At 74.1% G+C, this 18293-nt stretch carries 16 protein-coding genes; 11 read left to right on the forward strand and 5 right to left on the reverse strand.

Going from position 1 to position 18293, the window contains the following annotated elements; translation table 11 throughout:
- Positions 1-91: 91 nt before the first annotated feature.
- The 3 genes from ACRB68_RS37405 to ACRB68_RS37415 all read left to right on the forward strand — a co-directional run bounded on the left by ACRB68_RS37405 (position 92) and on the right by ACRB68_RS37415 (position 6659).
- A complete protein-coding gene (locus ACRB68_RS37405; protein ID WP_153541263.1) occupies positions 92-3019 on the forward strand; it encodes a helix-turn-helix transcriptional regulator in 2928 nt (975 codons plus the stop codon).
- A gap of 155 nt (positions 3020-3174) precedes the next feature.
- On the forward strand, positions 3175-4269 hold the full coding sequence (locus tag ACRB68_RS37410; RefSeq protein ID WP_153541265.1) for an alpha/beta fold hydrolase: 1095 nt from the start codon (positions 3175-3177) through the stop codon (positions 4267-4269).
- A 32-nt stretch (positions 4270-4301) separates the two neighbouring features.
- Positions 4302-6659 (forward strand): GMC oxidoreductase, encoded by a 2358-nt coding sequence (locus ACRB68_RS37415; RefSeq protein ID WP_153541267.1) that lies wholly within the window; start codon positions 4302-4304, stop codon positions 6657-6659.
- Positions 6660-6719: 60 nt separating this feature from the next.
- Here ACRB68_RS37415 and ACRB68_RS37420 read toward each other — a convergent pair whose 3' ends face one another.
- On the reverse strand, positions 6720-8741 hold the full coding sequence (locus tag ACRB68_RS37420) for a CehA/McbA family metallohydrolase (RefSeq protein WP_153541269.1): 2022 nt from the start codon (positions 8739-8741) through the stop codon (positions 6720-6722).
- A 170-nt stretch (positions 8742-8911) separates the two neighbouring features.
- Between ACRB68_RS37420 and ACRB68_RS37425 the strand changes: the two genes are divergently transcribed.
- Complete coding sequence (locus ACRB68_RS37425; protein ID WP_153541271.1) at positions 8912-9595, forward strand: SDR family oxidoreductase; 684 nt, start codon at positions 8912-8914, stop codon at positions 9593-9595.
- A 4-nt stretch (positions 9596-9599) separates the two neighbouring features.
- On the opposite strand, the gene ACRB68_RS37430 is transcribed toward ACRB68_RS37425, so the two are convergent.
- Positions 9600-10016: a PPOX class F420-dependent oxidoreductase gene (locus ACRB68_RS37430; RefSeq protein ID WP_153541273.1), complete on the reverse strand. Its 417-nt coding sequence runs from the start codon at positions 10014-10016 to the stop codon at positions 9600-9602.
- 61 nt (positions 10017-10077) lie between these two features.
- The gene (locus ACRB68_RS37435) at positions 10078-10704 is read right to left on the reverse strand and encodes a hypothetical protein (RefSeq protein WP_328595275.1); all 627 of its coding nucleotides are present in this window, start codon (positions 10702-10704) and stop codon (positions 10078-10080) included.
- 329 nt (positions 10705-11033) lie between these two features.
- On the opposite strand from ACRB68_RS37435, the gene ACRB68_RS37440 reads away from it, so the two are divergent.
- From ACRB68_RS37440 to ACRB68_RS37450, 3 genes are read left to right on the forward strand one after another with little or no spacing between them, the layout of a single operon-like run.
- Positions 11034-11603, forward strand: coding sequence for a sigma-70 family RNA polymerase sigma factor (locus ACRB68_RS37440; RefSeq protein ID WP_153541275.1), 570 nt, complete (start codon positions 11034-11036; stop codon positions 11601-11603).
- Positions 11600-11776, forward strand: coding sequence for an anti-sigma factor family protein (locus ACRB68_RS37445; protein WP_328595276.1), 177 nt, complete (start codon positions 11600-11602; stop codon positions 11774-11776). Before ACRB68_RS37440 ends, ACRB68_RS37445 begins: the two co-directional genes overlap by 4 nt.
- Positions 11777-11810: 34 nt before the next feature.
- Positions 11811-12512, forward strand: coding sequence for a hypothetical protein (locus ACRB68_RS37450; RefSeq protein ID WP_328595277.1), 702 nt, complete (start codon positions 11811-11813; stop codon positions 12510-12512).
- Positions 12513-12515: 3 nt separating this feature from the next.
- On the opposite strand, the gene ACRB68_RS37455 is transcribed toward ACRB68_RS37450, so the two are convergent.
- Complete coding sequence (locus ACRB68_RS37455; protein ID WP_153541277.1) at positions 12516-13223, reverse strand: hypothetical protein; 708 nt, start codon at positions 13221-13223, stop codon at positions 12516-12518.
- A gap of 55 nt (positions 13224-13278) precedes the next feature.
- Entirely contained in the window at positions 13279-14814 is a 1536-nt protein-coding gene (locus ACRB68_RS37460; protein WP_153541279.1) for a flavin-containing monooxygenase, read from the reverse strand.
- Here ACRB68_RS37460 and ACRB68_RS37465 point away from each other — a divergent pair.
- The 4 genes from ACRB68_RS37465 to ACRB68_RS37480 all read left to right on the forward strand — a co-directional run bounded on the left by ACRB68_RS37465 (position 14771) and on the right by ACRB68_RS37480 (position 17890).
- On the forward strand, positions 14771-15139 hold the full coding sequence (locus ACRB68_RS37465; RefSeq protein WP_153541281.1) for a hypothetical protein: 369 nt from the start codon (positions 14771-14773) through the stop codon (positions 15137-15139). The two genes, ACRB68_RS37460 and ACRB68_RS37465, sit on opposite strands and share 44 nt — an antisense overlap.
- A gap of 152 nt (positions 15140-15291) precedes the next feature.
- Positions 15292-16488 carry a sensor histidine kinase gene (locus tag ACRB68_RS42725; protein WP_207709972.1) on the forward strand — a complete coding sequence of 399 codons (1197 nt, stop codon included), beginning with the start codon at positions 15292-15294 and terminating at the stop codon, positions 16486-16488.
- Positions 16485-17189, forward strand: coding sequence for a response regulator transcription factor (locus ACRB68_RS37475; protein ID WP_153541283.1), 705 nt, complete (start codon positions 16485-16487; stop codon positions 17187-17189). Before ACRB68_RS42725 ends, ACRB68_RS37475 begins: the two co-directional genes overlap by 4 nt.
- Before the next feature lie 80 nt (positions 17190-17269).
- Positions 17270-17890: a hypothetical protein gene (locus tag ACRB68_RS37480; protein ID WP_194293596.1), complete on the forward strand. Its 621-nt coding sequence runs from the start codon at positions 17270-17272 to the stop codon at positions 17888-17890.
- Positions 17891-18293: the final 403 nt, after the last annotated feature.

Here is an 18293-nt window from a genome sequence, read left to right on the forward strand (position 1 = left end):
TCGCTATGGTGATTCCCCCGCGATTCTCATCAATCGCGGCATAAGGGATGATCACGGCGTGTCGACCGCCTGTCACTGTTGGGGTGTGGACATGGAGGGTCGTGCGGAGCGACATCGCGGCGGCCTGCCCGCGCACGGCGGCCCGCCCGGCACCGTGCCGCTGGTCGGGCGCCGGGACCTGCTGCCGCTGCTCGACGCCGCCCTGGAGGACACCGCCGCGGGCGCCTTCCGCTTCGTCGCGCTCGTCGGCGAGCCCGGCGCGGGCAAGTCCCGGCTGCTGACCGAGCTCGCCGCCGCCGCGGCCGCGCACAAGCTCGCCACCCTGCTCGGCCGGGCCGCCGAGTTCGAGCAGGAGATGCCGTTCGGCGCCGTCGTGGACGCGCTCGACGACCGGCTGGAGGAGGAGCGCCCCGATCTCGGCGCCGCCGCGACCGGGCTGCTGGCGACCGTCTTCCCGGCCCTGTCGGCCGCGCCCGCCGGGCCGCCGCCCGCCCTCGGCGCCGCGGCCACCCCGGTCGCCCGCTACCAGCTGTTCCGCGCCGTCCGGCGCCTGCTGGAGGAGCTGGCCGGGCCGTCGGGCCTGGTGCTGGTCCTGGACGACGTGCACTGGGCCGACGACGCCACCCTCGACCTGCTGGACCACCTGGTCCGCCACCCGCCGCGCGCCCGGGTGCTGATCGCGGTCGCCTACCGGCCCGCGCAGGCCTCCCCGCGCCTGGCCGCCCTGGTGGAGTCCTCGCTGCAGGGCGGCTGCGGCCGCCGGCACACCGTCGGTCCGCTCAGCGAGGACGAGGTCGCCGAGCTGCTCGGGCCCGGCGTGAGCGACGCCCGCCGCCGCGAGCTGTACCAGGCCAGCGGCGGCAACCCCTTCTACCTGGAGGCGCTCGCGCGCAGCCCCGAGCCGTTCACCGGCGGCACCGCCGAGGGCGATCTGCCGCCCGCGGTGCGCGCCGCGCTGCAGGTCGAGCTGAGCGGCCTGTCGCCGAACGCGCTGCTGGTCGCCCAGGGCGCGGCCGTGGCCGCCGACGAGTTCGCGCCGCTGCCCGCCGCCGTGGCCGCCGAGGTGAGCGAGCAGACCGCGCTGGAGGCGCTGGACGAGCTGGTCGCCCGCGACATCGTCCGCCCGGTCGGCGGGCGCTTCCAGTTCCGCCACCCGCTGGTCCGGCACGCCGCCTACGCCTCGGCCGCCGCCGGCTGGCGGCTGGCCGCGCACGGCCGCGTCGCCGCCTACCTGGCCGAGATCGGCGCCCCCGCCGCGGCGCGCGCCAGCCACGTGGAGCGCTCGGGCCGGGTCGGCGACCGCGCCGCGATCGCCACGCTCGTCGAGGCCGCCCGCGCGTTCAGCGGCCAGGCCCCGACCACCGCCGCGCACTGGCTGCAGGCCGCGCTCGCCCTGATGCCCGAGAACGCCGCCGGCACCGGCGACGGGCTGCCGTCCCGGCTCGACCTGATGCTGGAGCTCGCGCAGGTCCAGTCGGTCGGCGGGCACCTGGCCGAGGGCCGCGAGACCGCGCGGACGCTGCTGCGGCTGCTGCCCGCCGACGACCATCACCGCCGCGCGCGCGCCGCCCGCTTCGCCGCGCTGATGGAACGCCAGCTGGACCGCCCCGCCGAAGCGCGCGCGCTGCTGCTGGACGAGCTGCGCCGCATCCCCGACCCGCGCTCCCCCGCCGCGATCCCGCTGCGCATGCGGCTCATCGCCGAGCGGATGATGCGCATCGACTTCCGCGCGGCGCAGGCCGTGCTGGACCTGATGCCCGACAGCTCCGAGGACTGGGAGCCCAGCCTGGAGGTCGCGGTCGCCGCGATGCGGCCGATGCCGGCGTTCGCCGGCGGGCGGATCGCCGACGCGCTCGCCTACGCCGAGGCCGCCGACCGGCTGGTGGACGCCGCGCCCGACGAGCACCTGGCCGACTGGATGGACGCCATCGCCTGGCTGTGCTGGGCCGAGACGTTCATGGGCCGGTTCGCCGGGGCCGCCGAGCGGTTCGAGCGGGCCGCCCGCGTGGCCCGCGCCACCGGGCAGCAGTACATCGTCACCAACCTGATGGCGGGCCTCGCGCGCGCGCACGGCACGCTCGGCCGTCTCACCGAGGCCGCCGCCGCCGCGGAGGAGGCCGTCGGCGAGGCCCGGCTGCTCACCTCCGGCCAGCAGCTGGTGTTCGCGCTCACCCAGCAGAGCCTGGTCGCCTGCTGGTCCGGCGACGAGGAAACCGCGCTGCGGCACGCCGAGGAAGCCGTCCAGGTCGGCGCGGGCTTCGGTGAGTGGTGGGGCTCGATGGCCCGCTACGCGCAGGCGATGGCGCTGATCGGCCTCGGCCGCCTGGACGACGGCCACGAGGCCGTCATGCGGGCCTGCAACCGGTTCGAGGCGCCCGTGCTCGACCAGGCCACCCTGCTCAGCTGCTGCGAGACGCTGGCGGCGCTGGAGGCCGGCCGGGGCCGGCCGAAGGAGGCCGAGGCCTGGGCGGACCGCGCCGGGGCGATGGTCATTCCGGGCTTGGAAGGCAACAACGGGCTCGCCCGGCTCGCGCGCGCGCACGCGCTCGTCCCCACCGCCCCCGCCGAAGCGGCCGGCGTCGCCGACGAGGCCGCTGCGGTCTTCACCAAGCACGGGCTGCGCGTGCACGCGGGTCGTGCCCTGCTGCGCGCCGGCACCGCACACGGCGAGGCCGGCGACCGCGCCGCCGCGCTGGAGCGGCTGCGCGAGGCCACCGGGCTGTTCGAGAAGTGCGGCGCGCGCACCCTGCACGGCCAGGCCGTCCGCGAGCAGCGCCGGCTCGGCGTGCGGGTGCCGGCGACCGGCCCGCGCGGCGGCTCCGGCACGGGCGGGCTGTCCAAGCGCGAGCGGGAGGTCGCCGCGCTGGTCGCGGAGGGCTGCACCAACGCCCAGATCGCCGAGCGGCTGTTCGTCAGCGTGCGCACCGTCGAGACCCACCTGTCGCACATCTTCGCCAAGCTCGGCGTCTCCTCGCGCGTCGGCGTCGTCGGCGCCCTCAACCGCGCCGGCCGCGACTGACCGCGGGCGCCCGGAGAGAACCACCCGCCGTTCCGTGGCGTCTGACCTGTTGTGACAGGCCCACGGGCCCGCGGGGAGACAAGTCAGGGTTTACCACGATGCCCCCGTGGCACCGGGGGCCGCATCATCGATGCGGGGCAATCACGGAGGCGGAGATGGCAAGCACGATCGCGCGGTTCACCCTGGACGGCGTCCAGGACGCCGACATCACGGTGCACCCGTTCGCGACCGGGGACGGGCTCGGCCTGGAGCTCACCCGCTACACCCGCGGGGAGTCCGACGACGTCGTCCTGCTGGTGCACGGCCTCACCTCCGCCAGCGACGTGTTCATCATGCCCGAGCACCGCAACCTCGCCACCCACCTGCTGGACAGCGGCTTCACCGACGTGTGGGCGCTGGACTTCCGGATGAGCGGCCGGTTCCCCTACGACACCGAGAGCCACCGCTACACCCTCGACGACATCGCCCTGTACGACTTCCCGGCGGCCCTCGCCGAGCTGCGCCGCCACGTCGGCGACCGGCGCGTCCACGTGATCGCGCACTGCCTGGGGTCGGTGTCGTTCTCGATGAGCCTGTTCGCCGGCGCGGTGACCGGCATCGCCAGCCTGACCTGCAACAGCGTGTCGCTGACGCCGCGCGTCCCGGCGTTCTCCCGGCTGAAGCTGACCCTCGGGCCGGCGTTCCTGGAGTACGTCGTCGGGCTGCCCTACATCGACCCGCGCTTCGGCGACGCGCCGGTGCTCACCCGGGGCTGGATGCTGTCGAAGGCGGTGTCGCTGTTCCACCGCGAGTGCGACGTGAGCGCCTGCCACCTGCAGAGCTTCCAGTGGGGCGCGGGCAAGCCCGCGATGTACCGGCACGCGAACCTGCTGCCGGTCACGCACGAGCGGATGGCCGACATCTGCGGCGCGTCCGGGCTGCACTACTACCGGCACGTCCGCAAGATGATCGAGGCCGGGCACGCGGTCAAGTACGACGCCGGGTCCAAGGCCCACGCGAGCCTGCCGCAGAACTACCTGCGGAACGCCGCCGACGTCCAGACGCCGCTGCTGCTGCTCGCGCCGGAGCAGAACAAGGTCTTCGCCGACTCCAACCCGCACCTGCACAAGATCCTGGAGAAGGCGGCGCCGGGCCGGCACGAGCTGCGCCCGCTGCCCGGCTACGGCCACCTGGACCCGCTGATCGGCAAGAACGCCCACCTCGACGTCTTCCCGCACATCGTCGACTTCATCAAGCGCCACAGCGCCTGACCGTCCGGACACGTAAGGAGCAGGAGCCCAGCATGGAGCACGTCGACGCCGTGGTCATCGGCTCGGGATTCGGCGGTTCGGTCGCCGCGTTCCGGCTGGCCGAGGCCGGCAGGTCGGTGGTGCTGCTGGAACGCGGCCAGACGTTCCCGCCGGGCAGTTTCCCCCGGGACCCCGCCGAGATGGGCCGGGCCTTCTGGGACCCGGACAAGCGGCTGTACGGGATGTTCGACGTGTGGAGCTTCAAGGGCTGCGACTCGGTCGTGTCCAGCGGCCTCGGCGGCGGCTCGCTCATCTACGCCAACGTGCTGCTGCGCAAGGACGAGCGCTGGTTCGTCCACGAGCAGCCGATGCCCGGCGGCGGCTACGAGTCGTGGCCGGTCACCCGCGCCGACCTGGACCCGCACTACGACCGGGTCGAGGAGATGCTGGGCGGCACGCCCTACCCCATCGACAAGGTGCCCTTCGACAACACCCCGAAGACGCACGCGATGCAGGACGCCGCCGCCGAACTCGGCCTGGACTGGCAGCTGCCCAAGCTCGCGGTGAGCTTCGCGGCCACGCCGGACGGCGAGCCGGGCGTCGGCCTGCCGATCGCCGACGCCGGGTACCGCAACCTGCACGGGGTCGAGCGGCGCACCTGCTCGCTGTGCGGCCAGTGCGACATCGGCTGCAACGACGGCTCCAAGAACAGCCTGGACCACACCTACCTGTCGGCCGCCCGCCACCACGGCGCCGACCTGCGCACCCTGCACGAGGTGAAGGCGATCCGGCCCCGCGAGGGCGGCGGGTACCTGGTCGACTACGTCCGCCACGACCTGGCCGAGGGCGCGCCCCCGCCGCCGCTGCGCACCATCGGCTGCGACCGGCTGGTCCTCGGCGCCGGCACCTACGGCACCACCCGCCTGCTGCTGCGGTCGCGCGACGCGCTGCCGGGCCTCGGCGACGCGCTCGGCACCCGCTTCTGCGGCAACGGCGACCTGCTGACGTTCCTGCTGAAGGCCCGCGACCGCGACCGGCTGCGGCCGCTGAACGCCGGCCGCGGCCCGGTGATCACCAGCGCGATCCGGCTGCCCGACGAGCTGGACGAGGCGCCCGCCGGCCCGCCCGGCGCGCGCGGCGCCTACATCCAGGACGGCGGCTACCCGGCGTTCGCCAACTGGATGATCCAGTCGATGGACATCGGCACCACCATCGAGCACGCCGCCCGGTTCATGCTCGACCGGTTCACCGAGTTCTTCTCCACCGCGCCCGACACCAACATCTCGGCCGAGCTCGCCGAGCTGATCGGCGACGGCGCCCTCACCGTCAGCTCGCTGCCGCTGCTCGGCATGGGCCGCGACACCGCCGACGGCCGGCTCACACTGAAGCGCGGCCGGCTGCAGGCCGAGTGGACGACCGAGACCAGCGAGGCGCACTTCCGGCGGCTGCGCCGCACCATGAAGCACATCGCCGACGTGCTCGGCGCCGAGTACGCCGACAACCCCATGTGGTTCCGCAAGCGGGTCATCACCGCGCACCCGCTCGGCGGCGCGCCCATGGCCGACCGCCCCGAGCGCGGCGTCTGCGACGCCTACGGCGAGGTCTTCGGCCACCCGGGCCTCTACATCTCCGACGGGGCGGCGATGCCCGGCCCCGTCGGCCCGAACCCCTCGCTCACCATCGCCGCTTTCGCCGACCGGATGAGTGTGAACATGCTGGAGAAATGGGACCACCGGCCGCGAGCCGTACCGGTGGAGCACGCGGAGCGCCTCGCGCGCACCGACACGACCGAACCGGCGGCGGGGGCCGCCCCGACCGCACTGTCGTTCACCGAGACCATGAGGGGCTCGGTCTCCTTCGGGATGTCCGACCCCCGGGCCGGCGAGCTCGCCGAGGGACACGAGCCGCTGGCGTTCCGGCTGACCATCACCGCCGACGACGTGGCCGGCTTCCTCGCCGAGCCCGAGCACGCCGCGCGGGCCGAGGGCTGGATCGAGGTCGCCGCCTGCGGGGGCCGGCGACCCGTCCAGCAGGGATGGTTCAACCTGTTCGCGCCGGCCGGCGCCGACGACCGCCGGGTGATGCGCTACCGGCTGTTCTTCACCGACGACGCGGGCCGGCCGCGCACCCTCACCGGGCAGAAGAACGTCCTGCACGGGCCGCCCACCCGGATCTGGCCCGACACCTCGACCCTGTACACGCGGCTGCTGGAGGGCCACGTGACCGAGGAGCGGGACGGGGCCGCCAAGGTCCTGGCCGCCGGCGTCCTGCACATCGCGCTCACCGACTTCGCGCGCCAGCTCACCACGTTCCGCACCGAAGGGCCGGACGGGTCGAAGGCGCTGATCGAGTTCGGCCGGTTCTTCGCCGGCGAACTGTGGGAGGTGTACGGGCCCGACCTCGTCCAATAGGGCCGCCACGAACGTCCAGCCCGAGGGAACTGCGGGGTGCTCTCGGGCTGGACCCTTTTTCTAAGGAAGCCGCGACCGGTAGACCGCGCGGGCCTCCTCCAGCAGCGCGAGGTGGTCGCCGAGCTGCCCGGCGCCGTCCAGCCGGGCCTGGGTGCGGATCAGGTCCGCCAGGCCGTCCAGGTACTCCAGGCACCAGCGGACGTCGGCCTCGCGCGCGACGGGCCGCCCGGCGACGTCCAGGTACACCGGGCTGGTGTGCGCGAACGCGCCCGCGTAGTGCATCGAGCGCGGGCCGGGCGGGCCTTCCGCGACGGCGACCACGTAGGTGGGGCCGTCCACGGTCAGCTCGGCGGTGAGCTCGCCGGGCGGTCCCTCGGCCAGCACGCCGTCCGCGGTGCGCAGCTGCACCGTGAGCAGTTCGGGACCGGCCGCGCGGGCGGTGACGGTCACGGTGTCGCCCGGTTTGAGGTCGAGGGTGTCGCCGGGGCCGCACCCGTTCACCTCCAGCTCCAGCCAGGGGCCGGTGGTGGCGAACGTGCGGCCGGCCCGGATCGCGTCCGCGAACGAGGCGGCGGTGAGCGGGCCGTCCACCTTGGCGTAGACGCGCTCCCAGCCGGGCGGGCTGGACTGGTTGCCGCGGCGCGCGAACGACAGCATCGCGTCGGTGCCCGCGGTGGCGGCCAGCCGGACGCCCGCGCCGAGCAGCCGCCGGTACACCACGGCGGTCGCCTGGACCGAGGAGTGGTTCAGCACGTCCAGGCTGTCGACCAGGCCGAGCGCGGCGTCGGCGACGATCTCGCGGGCCGAGCAGTTGCGGCCCGAGGCCAGCGCGGACGCGGGCGGGTCGTCGTCGCCCATCGGCAGGTGGAACGGGTGGCTGTAGCCGAGGACGGCGCCGAGGGAGCGCAGCTCGCGGCAGCCCTCGGCGTTCGGCGGCCAGTCCATGGCGTCCCCGAACCCGGTGTGGAAGCGGGCGGGCGGCGCGGCGACGCCGAACGCGTAGATGTGGCCGAGCAGGTCGTTGCGGTACTCCACGCCGAGGCGCGCCACGTGCGCGCCGTCCGACCAGGGCAGGTCCTGCCCGGCCCAGTGCGCCAGCGCCTCGCGGTCGTAGACGCGCTCGGTGGCGACGTTGCCGGCGACCAGGTTGAGGACGTGCAGGTCCTCGCCGTGCTGGACGGCGGCGGCCTGCGCGGGGGTGCCGACGGTGTCGCCGGTCCAGTTCATGTGGACGTGCATGTCGCCGCCGTACCAGCCGCGTGCGGCGGCGTCGTACAGCCGCTCGGGCGTCAGCTCGACGAGCGTCTCGGCGCCCTCCTCGGGCGTGACGGCGCGCTCGGCCTCCGCGTACTCCATGCCCCGGGTGACGGTGACGGTGAGCGGCCCGGCGGGGACGTCCAGGACGAGGTCGTCGCCGTGGAAGTAGGGGCGGCGGTGGGCGTCGATGCGGTGCGGGACGCCCTCGGGGTACCAGCCCTGCCCGTCCCGCCCGGTCACGCTCCACCGGCAGGGGAACCCGGCGCGCAGCCGCAGCCGGGCGGCGGGGACCCGGCGGGTCAGGCCGTCCAGGTCGATGCGGATGCCGTCCAGGACGACCTCGCTCAGGGTGGAGATCCGCACCAGCCGGGCGCCGCCGGGCCGCACCTGGTGCTCGGCCCCGTCCACCCGCACGGTCACCGGGTGGTCCCGTGAGGAGTCGACGAGCAGCGCGGTGTGGAACGCGGCGCCGGTCAGCACCTCCTGGCGGTTCGCCTCCAGCCGCGCGCCGTCCGGGGTGACGCGCAGCGCGGCGAGGTTGTCGGGGACCTGCCCGGCGAGCGCGTCGCGGATCACCTCGTGCAGGTCCAGCTCCAGGATGCGCGCCTCGATCTCCTGCTCGCCGATGCCGGGGTACCGGTCGACGACCTGCTGCAGGCAGGTGATCCAGAACGCGTGCTCGTCCAGCAAGTAGGCGCTGGTCTCGATCTGCCGGACGAGCCCGATGGGGTCCTCGCCCCAGGTCGGGCCGTGCTCGGCGAGCAGCGCGCGGTACTCGCGCAGCGCCCGCTCCACGGCGGGCGGCAGTGTCGGGTCGTCGCACATGGCGGGTGTCTCCCCGTTCGTCGGCGTCCGTGCTCGTGGCCGTCGCCAGCGTGACACGGAACGCCGCGCTCGGAAAGCGACCGCTTACCGGGCGCGGGGGGCGGTCCTCGCCCGCGGGTGCACGATCCTGCGCCCCGGTAGGCTCTTCCTACAACGATCTTGGAGGTGCGATGGCCCCGGTCACGCTGATCACCGGCGGGGGCACCGGCATCGGTGCCGCCGCCGCCCGGCTGCTGCTCGCCCGCGGCCACCGGGTGGCCGTCACCGGCCGCCGCGCCGGGCCGCTCGCCGAACTGGCGGCCGAGGGGGCGCTGCCGCTGACCGGCGACACCGCCGACGCCGCCGACGTCGAGGCCGCGGTGGCGGCCACCGTCGCCGAGTACGGCCGGCTCGACCACGTGGTCGCCAACGCCGGGATCTCCACCCACGACACCCTCGCCGACGGCGACCCCGAGCGGTGGAAGGCGATGCTGCTGACCAACGTCCTCGGCCCGGCGCTGCTCATCCGGGCCGCGCTGCCCGCCCTCAAGGAGAGCGGGGGGCGCGTCGTGCTGGTCGGCAGCACCGCCGGAGTGCGCAACACCCCCGGCAACATGTACTCGGTCACCAAGTTCGCGGTGACCGCGCTCGCCGAGAACGCCCGCGTGCTGGTCACCGGCGACGGCGTCGGCGTCACCCTCGTCGCGCCCGGGCGGGTGGAGACGCCGTTCTGGGACTCGCGCGACGGCGGCGCCCCGGACGGGCCGATGCTGACCGCCGAGCAGATCGCCGAGGCGATCGCGTGGGCGGTCGGGCAGCCGGCCGGGGTGGACGTCAACAGCATCGTGGTCCGCCCGGTCGGCCAGGTGCCCTAGACCCTCAGCGGGCCAGGCCGTAGAGGCGTTCGACGCGCAGCCGCAGCACGAGGCGGCCGTCGGCGACCATGGCGCGCCGGTAGTCGTCCCAGTCGGGGTGCTCGCCCCGGATCGCCCGGTAGACCTCGATCAGCTCCTCGACCGTGTCGTCGGCGGGGTCGGCCGCGACCGGGGTCAGCTCCGCGACGCCCTCGGCGACCGCGTACGACCAGCCGTCGGCGCTGCTGACCTGCAGGCTCGCCCGGGGGTCGCGGCGCAGGTTGCGGGTCTTGGCCCGGCCGTCGGTGACCGAGGCGCGGATCAGGCCGTCCGCGTGGTGGTAGTTGATGTTGGACAGCTGGGGCCGCCCGTCGCCCTTGATGGTGGCCAGCACGCCGAGGTCCCGGGTGTCCAGCAGCTTCACCAGCGCCGCGTCGCTCATCGTCGTCCTCCCGTTGGTGATCGTCGCCTCGGACAACCCCGGGACCGGCCTTTCCCTTCCCTCAGGCGTGCTGCCGGACCGCCGGGAACTCGATCACGCGGGTGTCCGGGGCGGCCTCGCCGGTGAAGACGTGGCCCTGGAAGACCGCCCCCTTCGCGCGGACCTTGATGGGCTGGAAACCGCCCGGCGGCAGGGCGCACAGGCCGGTGCGGACCACGTCCTCGAACAACGCGTCCGAGACGACGTAGGCCAGGTCGCGGGCGGGGTCGTCCAGCAGGCGGCGCAGCGGCCGGGCGTCCAGCAGCCGCTGCACCACGATGGGCGCGTCGCCGGCCGGGCCGAACGGGCCCTCGGTCAGCGTGCCGTGGTGCAGCGCGAGCCGCAGCTGCAGCGGCGGCCCCGCCGGCCGCGCCTGGTTGCCGGCGCGCAGCGCGCCCGCCAGCGCGACGACGAAGTCGCCCGCCACCGCCGCGGGGTCCACGCCCTCGGGCAGCGTCGCCATCTCCCCGTCTCCGCCGACCTGCTTGGCGCAGCGGTCACGGTCCAGCCCGATGGCCGCCGCGGCGTGCTCCAGCGCCTCGGCCAGCTGCTGCTGCGCGAGCAGCTGCTCGCGGGTGTCCCGCCTGCTGTACGCCTTGATGTCCACCGCCATGAGAAGCCGGTAGACCAGGTGCGCGTTGCCGTTCACTCCTGATCGCCTCTCGATCCTCAGGGCGAGCCGGGCCGGGTTGCCCTCGTTCGCCCCACCGCCGGAAGCGAGCGTCGTCCTGGTGAAGGAGAGGGCGCGGCGCCCTCCTTTGCCCTCGTGCCGGCTCTTGGACGCCCCGGCGGCGCCAGCCAGACCCGCAGGTAAGGGAAACCTGTCGAACAAGTTAGGCCCGGCGCGGATTGAACCCTGCCTCTCCCCGGCCTCGTACTGCCTCCCGACGTGACGCCGGCCCTACCACGGAGGAAGCGTGACAAAGCAGCGACGAACGGCCGCGACCGCCGCGACGGGCCGCTGACCCGGAGGCGACGATGGCCCACCGAACCCCCACCGCGCCGGGCACCTGGAGCTGGTTCCGCGCCGCCCCCGGCTCCGTCGACGACCAGGTCATCGTGACCGAGCTGTACCGCGTCTACGGGCGCCCGCTGCTGTCGTTCACGCTCCGCCTCACCGGCGGCGACCGGCACTGGGCCGAGGACGTGGTGCAGGAGACCATGATCCGGGCCTGGCGCAGCGCGCACCGGCTCGACGAGAACGCCGCGTCCCTGCTGCCGTGGCTGGCCACCGTCGCCCGCCGCATCGTGATCGACGACCGCCGCCGCCGCAGCGCCCGCCCCCAGGAGGCGGGCGAGGGGCCGCTGGAGAACCTGCACGCGCCCGACGGGCTGGAGAACATGCTGCGTTCCGTCGTCGTGTCCGAGGCGCTGCTCGCGCTCTCCCCCGCCCACCGCGAGATCCTCAACGAGACCTACTTCCGGGACCGGTCGGTCAACGAGGCCGCCGAGGCCCTCGGCATCCCCGTCGGCACGGTGAAGTCCCGGGTCTACTACGCGCTCCGGGCACTGCGCGTCGCCCTGGAGGAGAGGGGGGTGACGCCGTGAGCGCGGCCGTCCGGCACACCGACGTCGCCGCCTACGCCCTCGGGCTGCTCGAAGAGCCCGACCGGCGCGCCTTCGAGGGGCACCTGCCCGCCTGCCCGGCCTGCCGTCACGAGCTGGCGGACCTGCGCGGCCTGGCGGCCGTGCTGAAGGAGCTGCCGTCCTTCACCGGCTGAACGCCCGATCGCTACCGCCCGGTAGGCTGAAACGGTGAGCACCCGACCGGCCTCCGCCGCCCCGCACCTGCTGCTGCCCGCCCTGCGCGAGGTGTACCAGGCGTACGCGCGGGCCGCCGACCAGCTGCCCGCCCTTCCGGGCGCGCTGCAGGCCGAGGTGTGGCTGTCCGCGCAGCTCGGCACGCTGGAGGCGTCGGCGCCGCACGCCGAGGGCCGCCGCGCCGCGCTGGGCGACCTGGTCACCACCCTGCGGACGGCCGGCACCCCCGGCGCCCGGCTGTTCCTGCGCGGGCTCGCCGCGATCGGCCCCGCCGAGGTCCGCCGCGTCGCGGGCAAGGCCGCCGACCAGATCGACGCCCCGCTGCCGGACTGGGCCGGCGACCTCGGCGCCGTCACCTCCGGGCTGGTCTGGCTGATCCAGGAGGGGCCGCTGGACGGCGACCGCCTGATCTGCGAGTTCCGCTACCCCGACGGCCGCTCCCCGCACGCCCTGGCGGTGCGGCTCGGCTACGGCGACACGCCGAGCGAGATCGTGGTGGTCGGGGACGTCCCCGCCCTGATGAACGCCGCCCGCCAGGCCATGCAGGCCGAGCTGTGCGTCGTCCAGCCCTACGACCCGAAGGCCGTCGGCCCCCGCCTGCGCGCCGCCCTCGCCGCGGGCGGGACGTTCCCCGAGGAGTGCTACCCCGCGCTGGCCGTCGCCCGCCACCGCGCCGCCGCCCTCCCCGGGGCCTGACCGTCAGAACGTGCGGCTGGTGGCCGCGAGGAACGGGCCCTGCGCCGGGAAGACCATCCGGAACCAGTAGCCCTTGCCGCGCTTCAGGTCGAGGAACGAGAAGCGCTCGTCCTTGGCGACGGTGGCCGTCTTGTAGTAGTGCCAGGTCTTGGCGCCCTTGCGGCGGTAGTAGAGCTTGACCTTGCGGCCGCGGGTGGAGGCGAACGTGTAGGCGCCGTCGTAGTCGGTCATCTCACCCCGGATGTGGGTGTAGCCATGACTGCCTGCGCGGTTCGTCTCGTAGAAGCGCACCTTGTCGTTGATCGTGGTGGTCGCGACCGGGCCGCCCTCCGTGGTGATCCCGTCCGGTGGCACGATGCGGACCTGGACGGACCACGTTCCGAGGACGATGCCCGTGCCGGTCCGGAAGGAGCCGTCCCGGGTGGTGAAGGCGTCCACGTCGGCCCGCCACGCCTTGGCGCCCTTCATCCGCCAGTAGAGGCGGACGTGCTCGCCGGCCAGGGGCGCCCAGCGCGTTCCGTTCCACTGCTGCACCACCCCCGAGACGGTGAAGTGGCGTGCCGCCCAGTGGGCTTCGGCCTTCCGGGGCATGGTGAGGGAGACGATCCGGGTCGCGCCCGCCGGTTCGGCGGAGGCCGGGAGGGGGACCAGGGGCAGTGTCAGGGTCAGGCAAGCGGCGCCGGCGAGTGCCGGAACGCGGAGGACGGTCAAGGTCCACTCCAGTCGGGGGGAGAAAACCAAGATCGTAGACGGTGGCGGCCGGCTTTCAGCGCCCGTCCTGGGCCGAGGGCTCCTTCTCCGGGGTGTAGGCGTAGTCGTCCAGCGGGAAGGTGCGGCTCGCCCGGTAGGCCTGGGCCGAGCTGGTCGGGCGCAGGTAGGGCGTGTCGCCGTGGTGGTCGAAGTAGTAGCTGCTCGCGGTGGCGCAGGTCTCGCTCGCCCACAGCGAGCGGGACAGCCGCCGCCGCATCTCCTCCGTCCAGCGGGCGGTCGGCTCGGGCCGGACCTCCACGACGGAGGCGCCGCGGCGGCGGGCCTCGGTGATGACGCGCACGATGTGCGCCGAGGCGGTCTCCACCAGCTGGTGCCAGGTGCCGCCGACCCACCCGTAGGGGCCGAACATGATGAAGTGGTTGGGCAGGCCGGGGATGCTGACGCCCTCGTAGGAGGCGAGCCGGTCGCGGGTGTAGAAGTCGGCCAGGTCGAACCCGTCGCGGCCGCGCACGGGCGTGCGCCGGTAGTTGCCGGGCTCGCTGGCCAGCCGGAACCCGGTGGCCAGCACGATCGCGTCGACCTCGCGCTCGCGCCCGGCGGCCGTCCGGATCCCGGTGGGAGTGATCCGGTCGATGCCGTCGGTGATCAGTGAGACGTTCGGCCGGTTGAAGGCCCTGAGATAGCCGTTGGACACCGACGGGCGCTTGCAGCCGAGCCCGTACCCGGGGGTCAGCGCGCGGCGGACCGCAGGGTCGCGGACCTGCAGCCGGTACCAGGCCGTCCTCATCAGGCCGGCCGCGCCGTCGACCAGCCGCGGGGCCCGCTGGTATCCGACGACCGCGTCCACCAGGATCTTCTCCACGCCCCAGGTGGCCAGGCGCCGCACCGCCTCCTGCGTGCGGGGAGCGCGCCGGAACACCGCCCGCAGCGGCCGCGGCATGGGCGCGTCGGGCTTCGGCCCGACCCAGATCGGGGTGCGCTGGTAGACGTCGAGGCGCCGCACCAGCGGCGCGATCTCCGGGACGATCTGGACCGCGCTGGCGCCGGTGCCGATCACCGCGACCCGCTTGCCCGCCAGGTCGTAGCCGTGGTCCCAGCCCGCGGAGCGCAGCAGCATGCCGGTGAAGTCGTCGACGCCCGGGATGTCGACCGGTTTCGGGTCCACGAACGCGCCGATCGCGCTGATCACGAACCGCGCGGTGACCTCGCCCTCGCCCACCCGCAGCCGCCACAGCCGCGCGTCCTGGTCCCACACCCGTTCGGTGACCTCGCTGTCCAGGCGCACGCGCGGGCGCATCCGGTACCGGTCGGCCAGCCGGTCCACGTACGCCTTGACCTCCGCGCCCGGCACGAAGACCCGGCTCCAGTCCGGGTTGGGCGCGTAGCTGAACTGGTAGGCCTGCGCGGGCACGTCCACCCCGACGCCGGGATAGGTGTTGTCGCGCCAGGTGCCGCCGATGTCCCCGGCCCGCTCCAGGATCAGGAAGTCGGTGAGTCCGGCCCGGTCCAGCGCGATGCCCATCCCGAGCCCGCTCAGCCCCGCGCCGATGATCGCGATCTCGGTGTCCGGGCGGATCCCGGCTGACTCCATCACGGCCTCCCAGCGCGGCGCCGCTCCGCGCATCCAACAGGGAAACGTAAGCAATGAATTACGTCAAGCCGTCGATCTCGTCGTCCTGATCCCCATGGGCACCCTCGACGGCCTGCCCCAGCGAGCGCACGCCGACGACCTCACCGCCACGAAGCTGCCGATCCTGTCCGAGACCGGCACCCACCCCAAGAGCCCGCGCATCCTGACCGACACCGACCACATCGCACTTACCGCAGGCGACTTGCCCGCTGCCCTGCGGCAGGCCGAGGACTTCGGGGTACGCCGGCCAGCGTGTCCCTGGGGGCGATCCGAGGCGACTCCCTAGGAGCAGCACCCCTGGGCGGACAGGGACAGCCACCGGCCCCGGCGGTTCAGGACCGGGAGTGGACAGCTGTAAACCGGCATCCGCGCTTTGGCCGTCTGTCCGCTTGTAGCCATGAACGCCCGTACGCGTGATCGGCTTTTACTGTGGGACGGGTGGTGGGAGCCGGCGTCAGGGCGAGGGCGGCCGACCTCGTCGAGGCGGCGCGCCGGATGCCGTGGGTGCTGGACGTGGCGGTCTGCGCGTTCGCCGCGGCGGCGAACGTCTACCGGATCGGCACGGGAGCGCTGGAGTCCGGCGACAGAAGCGCGGACGCGTGGGCGTTCGCGCTGGGCGCGACCATGGCGCTCTGCCTTCTGGGGCGGCGGCGCCGGCCCGCGCTCGTCATGGCCGCGGTGTCGTTCCTGTGGTGGATCTACCACCTGTGCGACTATCCGGGCGGGGCGCCCGCGGTCGCGGTGTGGATCGCGCTGTACTCGGCGGCCGTCGCGCCCCGGCGCTGGGCCGGGCTCGCACAGGCGGTCCTTTTGATCGCGTCGGACGCGTCGGCGCGGACGCGGAACGACGGGGTCGGATTGTTCGACGCCGTGCTGGACGGATCGACGGTGGTCTTCGTGGCGATGCTGCTGCTCGGCGACGCCGTGCGCAGCCGCCGCGCGAGGCGGGCGGAGTACGAGGGGCGGCTCGCGGCACTGGCCGCGCGGCGCGAGCACGAGGCCGCGCAGCGGGTCGCCGAAGAGCGGATCCGGATCGCGCGCGAGCTGCACGACGTGGCCGCGCACACCATCGCGGTGATCGGAGTGCAGTCGAGCGTGGCGGCCGAGCTGCTGGACGACGACCCCGCGCGGGCGCGCGAGGCGCTGGGGGTGGTCCGGCGGGCGACGAGCGAGGCGCTGGGAGAGCTGCGGACGACCGTTCGAGTGCTGCGTGACGAAGGCGCGGGTGAAGGGACGGCCCCCGCGCCGGGTCTGGACGCCCTGGCACGGCTCGTGCGCGCCTACGGGGACGCCGGGCCGCGCATCGGCCTGCGGACGGAGGGCGATGCCCGCGAACTGCCGCGACCGGTGGAACTGACGGCGTACCGGATCGTGCAGGAGGCGCTGGCGAACGCCCTGCGGCACGGAGATCCCCGGACGGTCGAGGTGATCGTCCGTTACCGTGACGGCGGCCTTGATCTCGAGGTCCGGGACGACGGCGGCGGCGGTGCGCCCGCGGAGCAGGGCGGACTCGGGCTGCGCGGCATGGCCGAACGGGCGGCCGGGGTCGGCGGCTGGGTCGAGGCCGGGCGGAGCGGTCCGCCCGGGAGCGGGTTTCGGGTGCGCGCGTGGCTGCCTGGCGAGAGGACGGCATGACAGGCGAACGATCGCCACGAGCCGCGGGACGGCCGATCCGAGTGCTGCTGGCCGACGACCAGACGCTGGTCCGCGCCGGGTTCCGCGTCCTGCTGGAGCGCGCGGACGACATCGAGGTCGTCGGTGAGGCGGCCGACGGCGACGAGGCGGTCGCGCTCGCCCGGGCCCATCGGCCCGACGTCGTCCTCATGGACGTGCGGATGCCCGGAACCGACGGGCTGGCCGCCACCCGGGCCGTGCTGGCCGACGAACGGCTCGGCGCGACCAGGGTCGTGGTGCTGACGACGTTCGACGACGACGAGTACGTGTTCGGGGCGCTGCGCGCGGGGGCGAGCGGCTTCCTGCTCAAGGACATCGACCCCGAGGCGCTGCGGCAGGCCGTCCGCACGGTCATGGCGGGCGACGCGCTGCTGGCGCCCAGCGTGACCAGGCGGCTGATCTCGGCGTTCGTGAGCCGTCCGGGCGGGGCGCCGGTCGATCCCGGGCGGCTGGCCGCGCTCACCGGCCGGGAACGCGAGGTCGTGACGCTGGTCGCGCAGGGCCTGTCCGACCAGGACATCGCCGGGCGGCTGACGATGAGCCCCGCGACGGCCAAGACGCACGTCAACCGGGCCATGGTGAAAGCCGGCGCCCGCGACCGCGCCCATCTGGTGGTGATCGCCTACCAGTCCGGCCTGGCCGGGGCACCGCGAACGGGGTAGTGCCGCTGCCGCGATCGCGGTAGCGGAATGCACTCCCAGGGCTGACGGAATGACGGGCGTATTTCCTTAGCGTCCGGTACATGACGGAACACAGCAGAGTCATCGCCGGGAGCTGCCTGGTTCTCGGCCCCGCCCTCCAAGCCCTGTCGACCTTCTTCTGGGAAGAGCACCGCCAGGGGATCGCCACCGGCGCCCTCATCGTCCTCGCGACCGTCTGCTGGATCGCCGGTCTGGCACACGTCTTCCGCGACATCGAGGCACGGGTGCCCCGCTACGCGGCGGTCGCGTTCCCGCTGGCCGTCTACGGCTGCGTCGGGGGCGTCGCCTTCGGGCTGCAGGGCATGTTCGAGGAGCTTTTCGGAGCCACCCACGAGCACACCGTTCAGCTCCTGCAAGCGCACCCCTTCGCCGCGAACGTCGCGTTCTGGATCGCCGGGCCGCTGTTCCCGGCCGGCGTGTTCGTGCTCGGCCTGGTGCTGACGCGGATCAGGTACGTGCCGCCTCCGGCCGGCCTTCTCATGGCGGCCGGCGCCGTCGTCTTCCCGCTGAGCCGGATCCCCCGGGAGGCCGCCATCGCACACGCCGCCGACCTCGTCCTGCTCCTCCCCTTCGCCTACCTGGGCATCCGCACGATCAAAGGCACCTCGCCCCGACCGTCCGCATCCCCCCGAACCCACACCACCGAACACACACCGGCCTGACCCACCGGCCCCGTGGCCACCCCCACGGGGCCGACACCTGCACACCACGAACACCCCAGAACGCAAACCAGCCCCCGCCCCTGAACCACAAAACCCACAGCAATCCCCTCGGTCCCCCACCGCGCGGAGGGACCACAGTGACTCCGTACAACCCCACAGGCCGGGCAATGACTGCGGTCGACCCCAAACCAACCCACAAATCCGGGAATGACCGCATCAGCTTCATAGAACCCCACAGATCGGGGGAAGGACGCACGATTCCATGCAGACCCCCGCAGACCGGAAGGAGGCACAGCGATTCCGCACAGAGCCCAAAGCCCAGGAAAGGGAGCACGGCGGCCCCATGCAGCCCACAGACCAGGAAAGGACCGCAGTAGCTCCCTAGGGGCCCACGGACCCGGAA

Origin of the sequence: Actinomadura macrotermitis, assembly GCF_009604375.1 — a bacterium.
Taxonomy (GTDB): domain Bacteria; phylum Actinomycetota; class Actinomycetes; order Streptosporangiales; family Streptosporangiaceae; genus Spirillospora; species Spirillospora macrotermitis.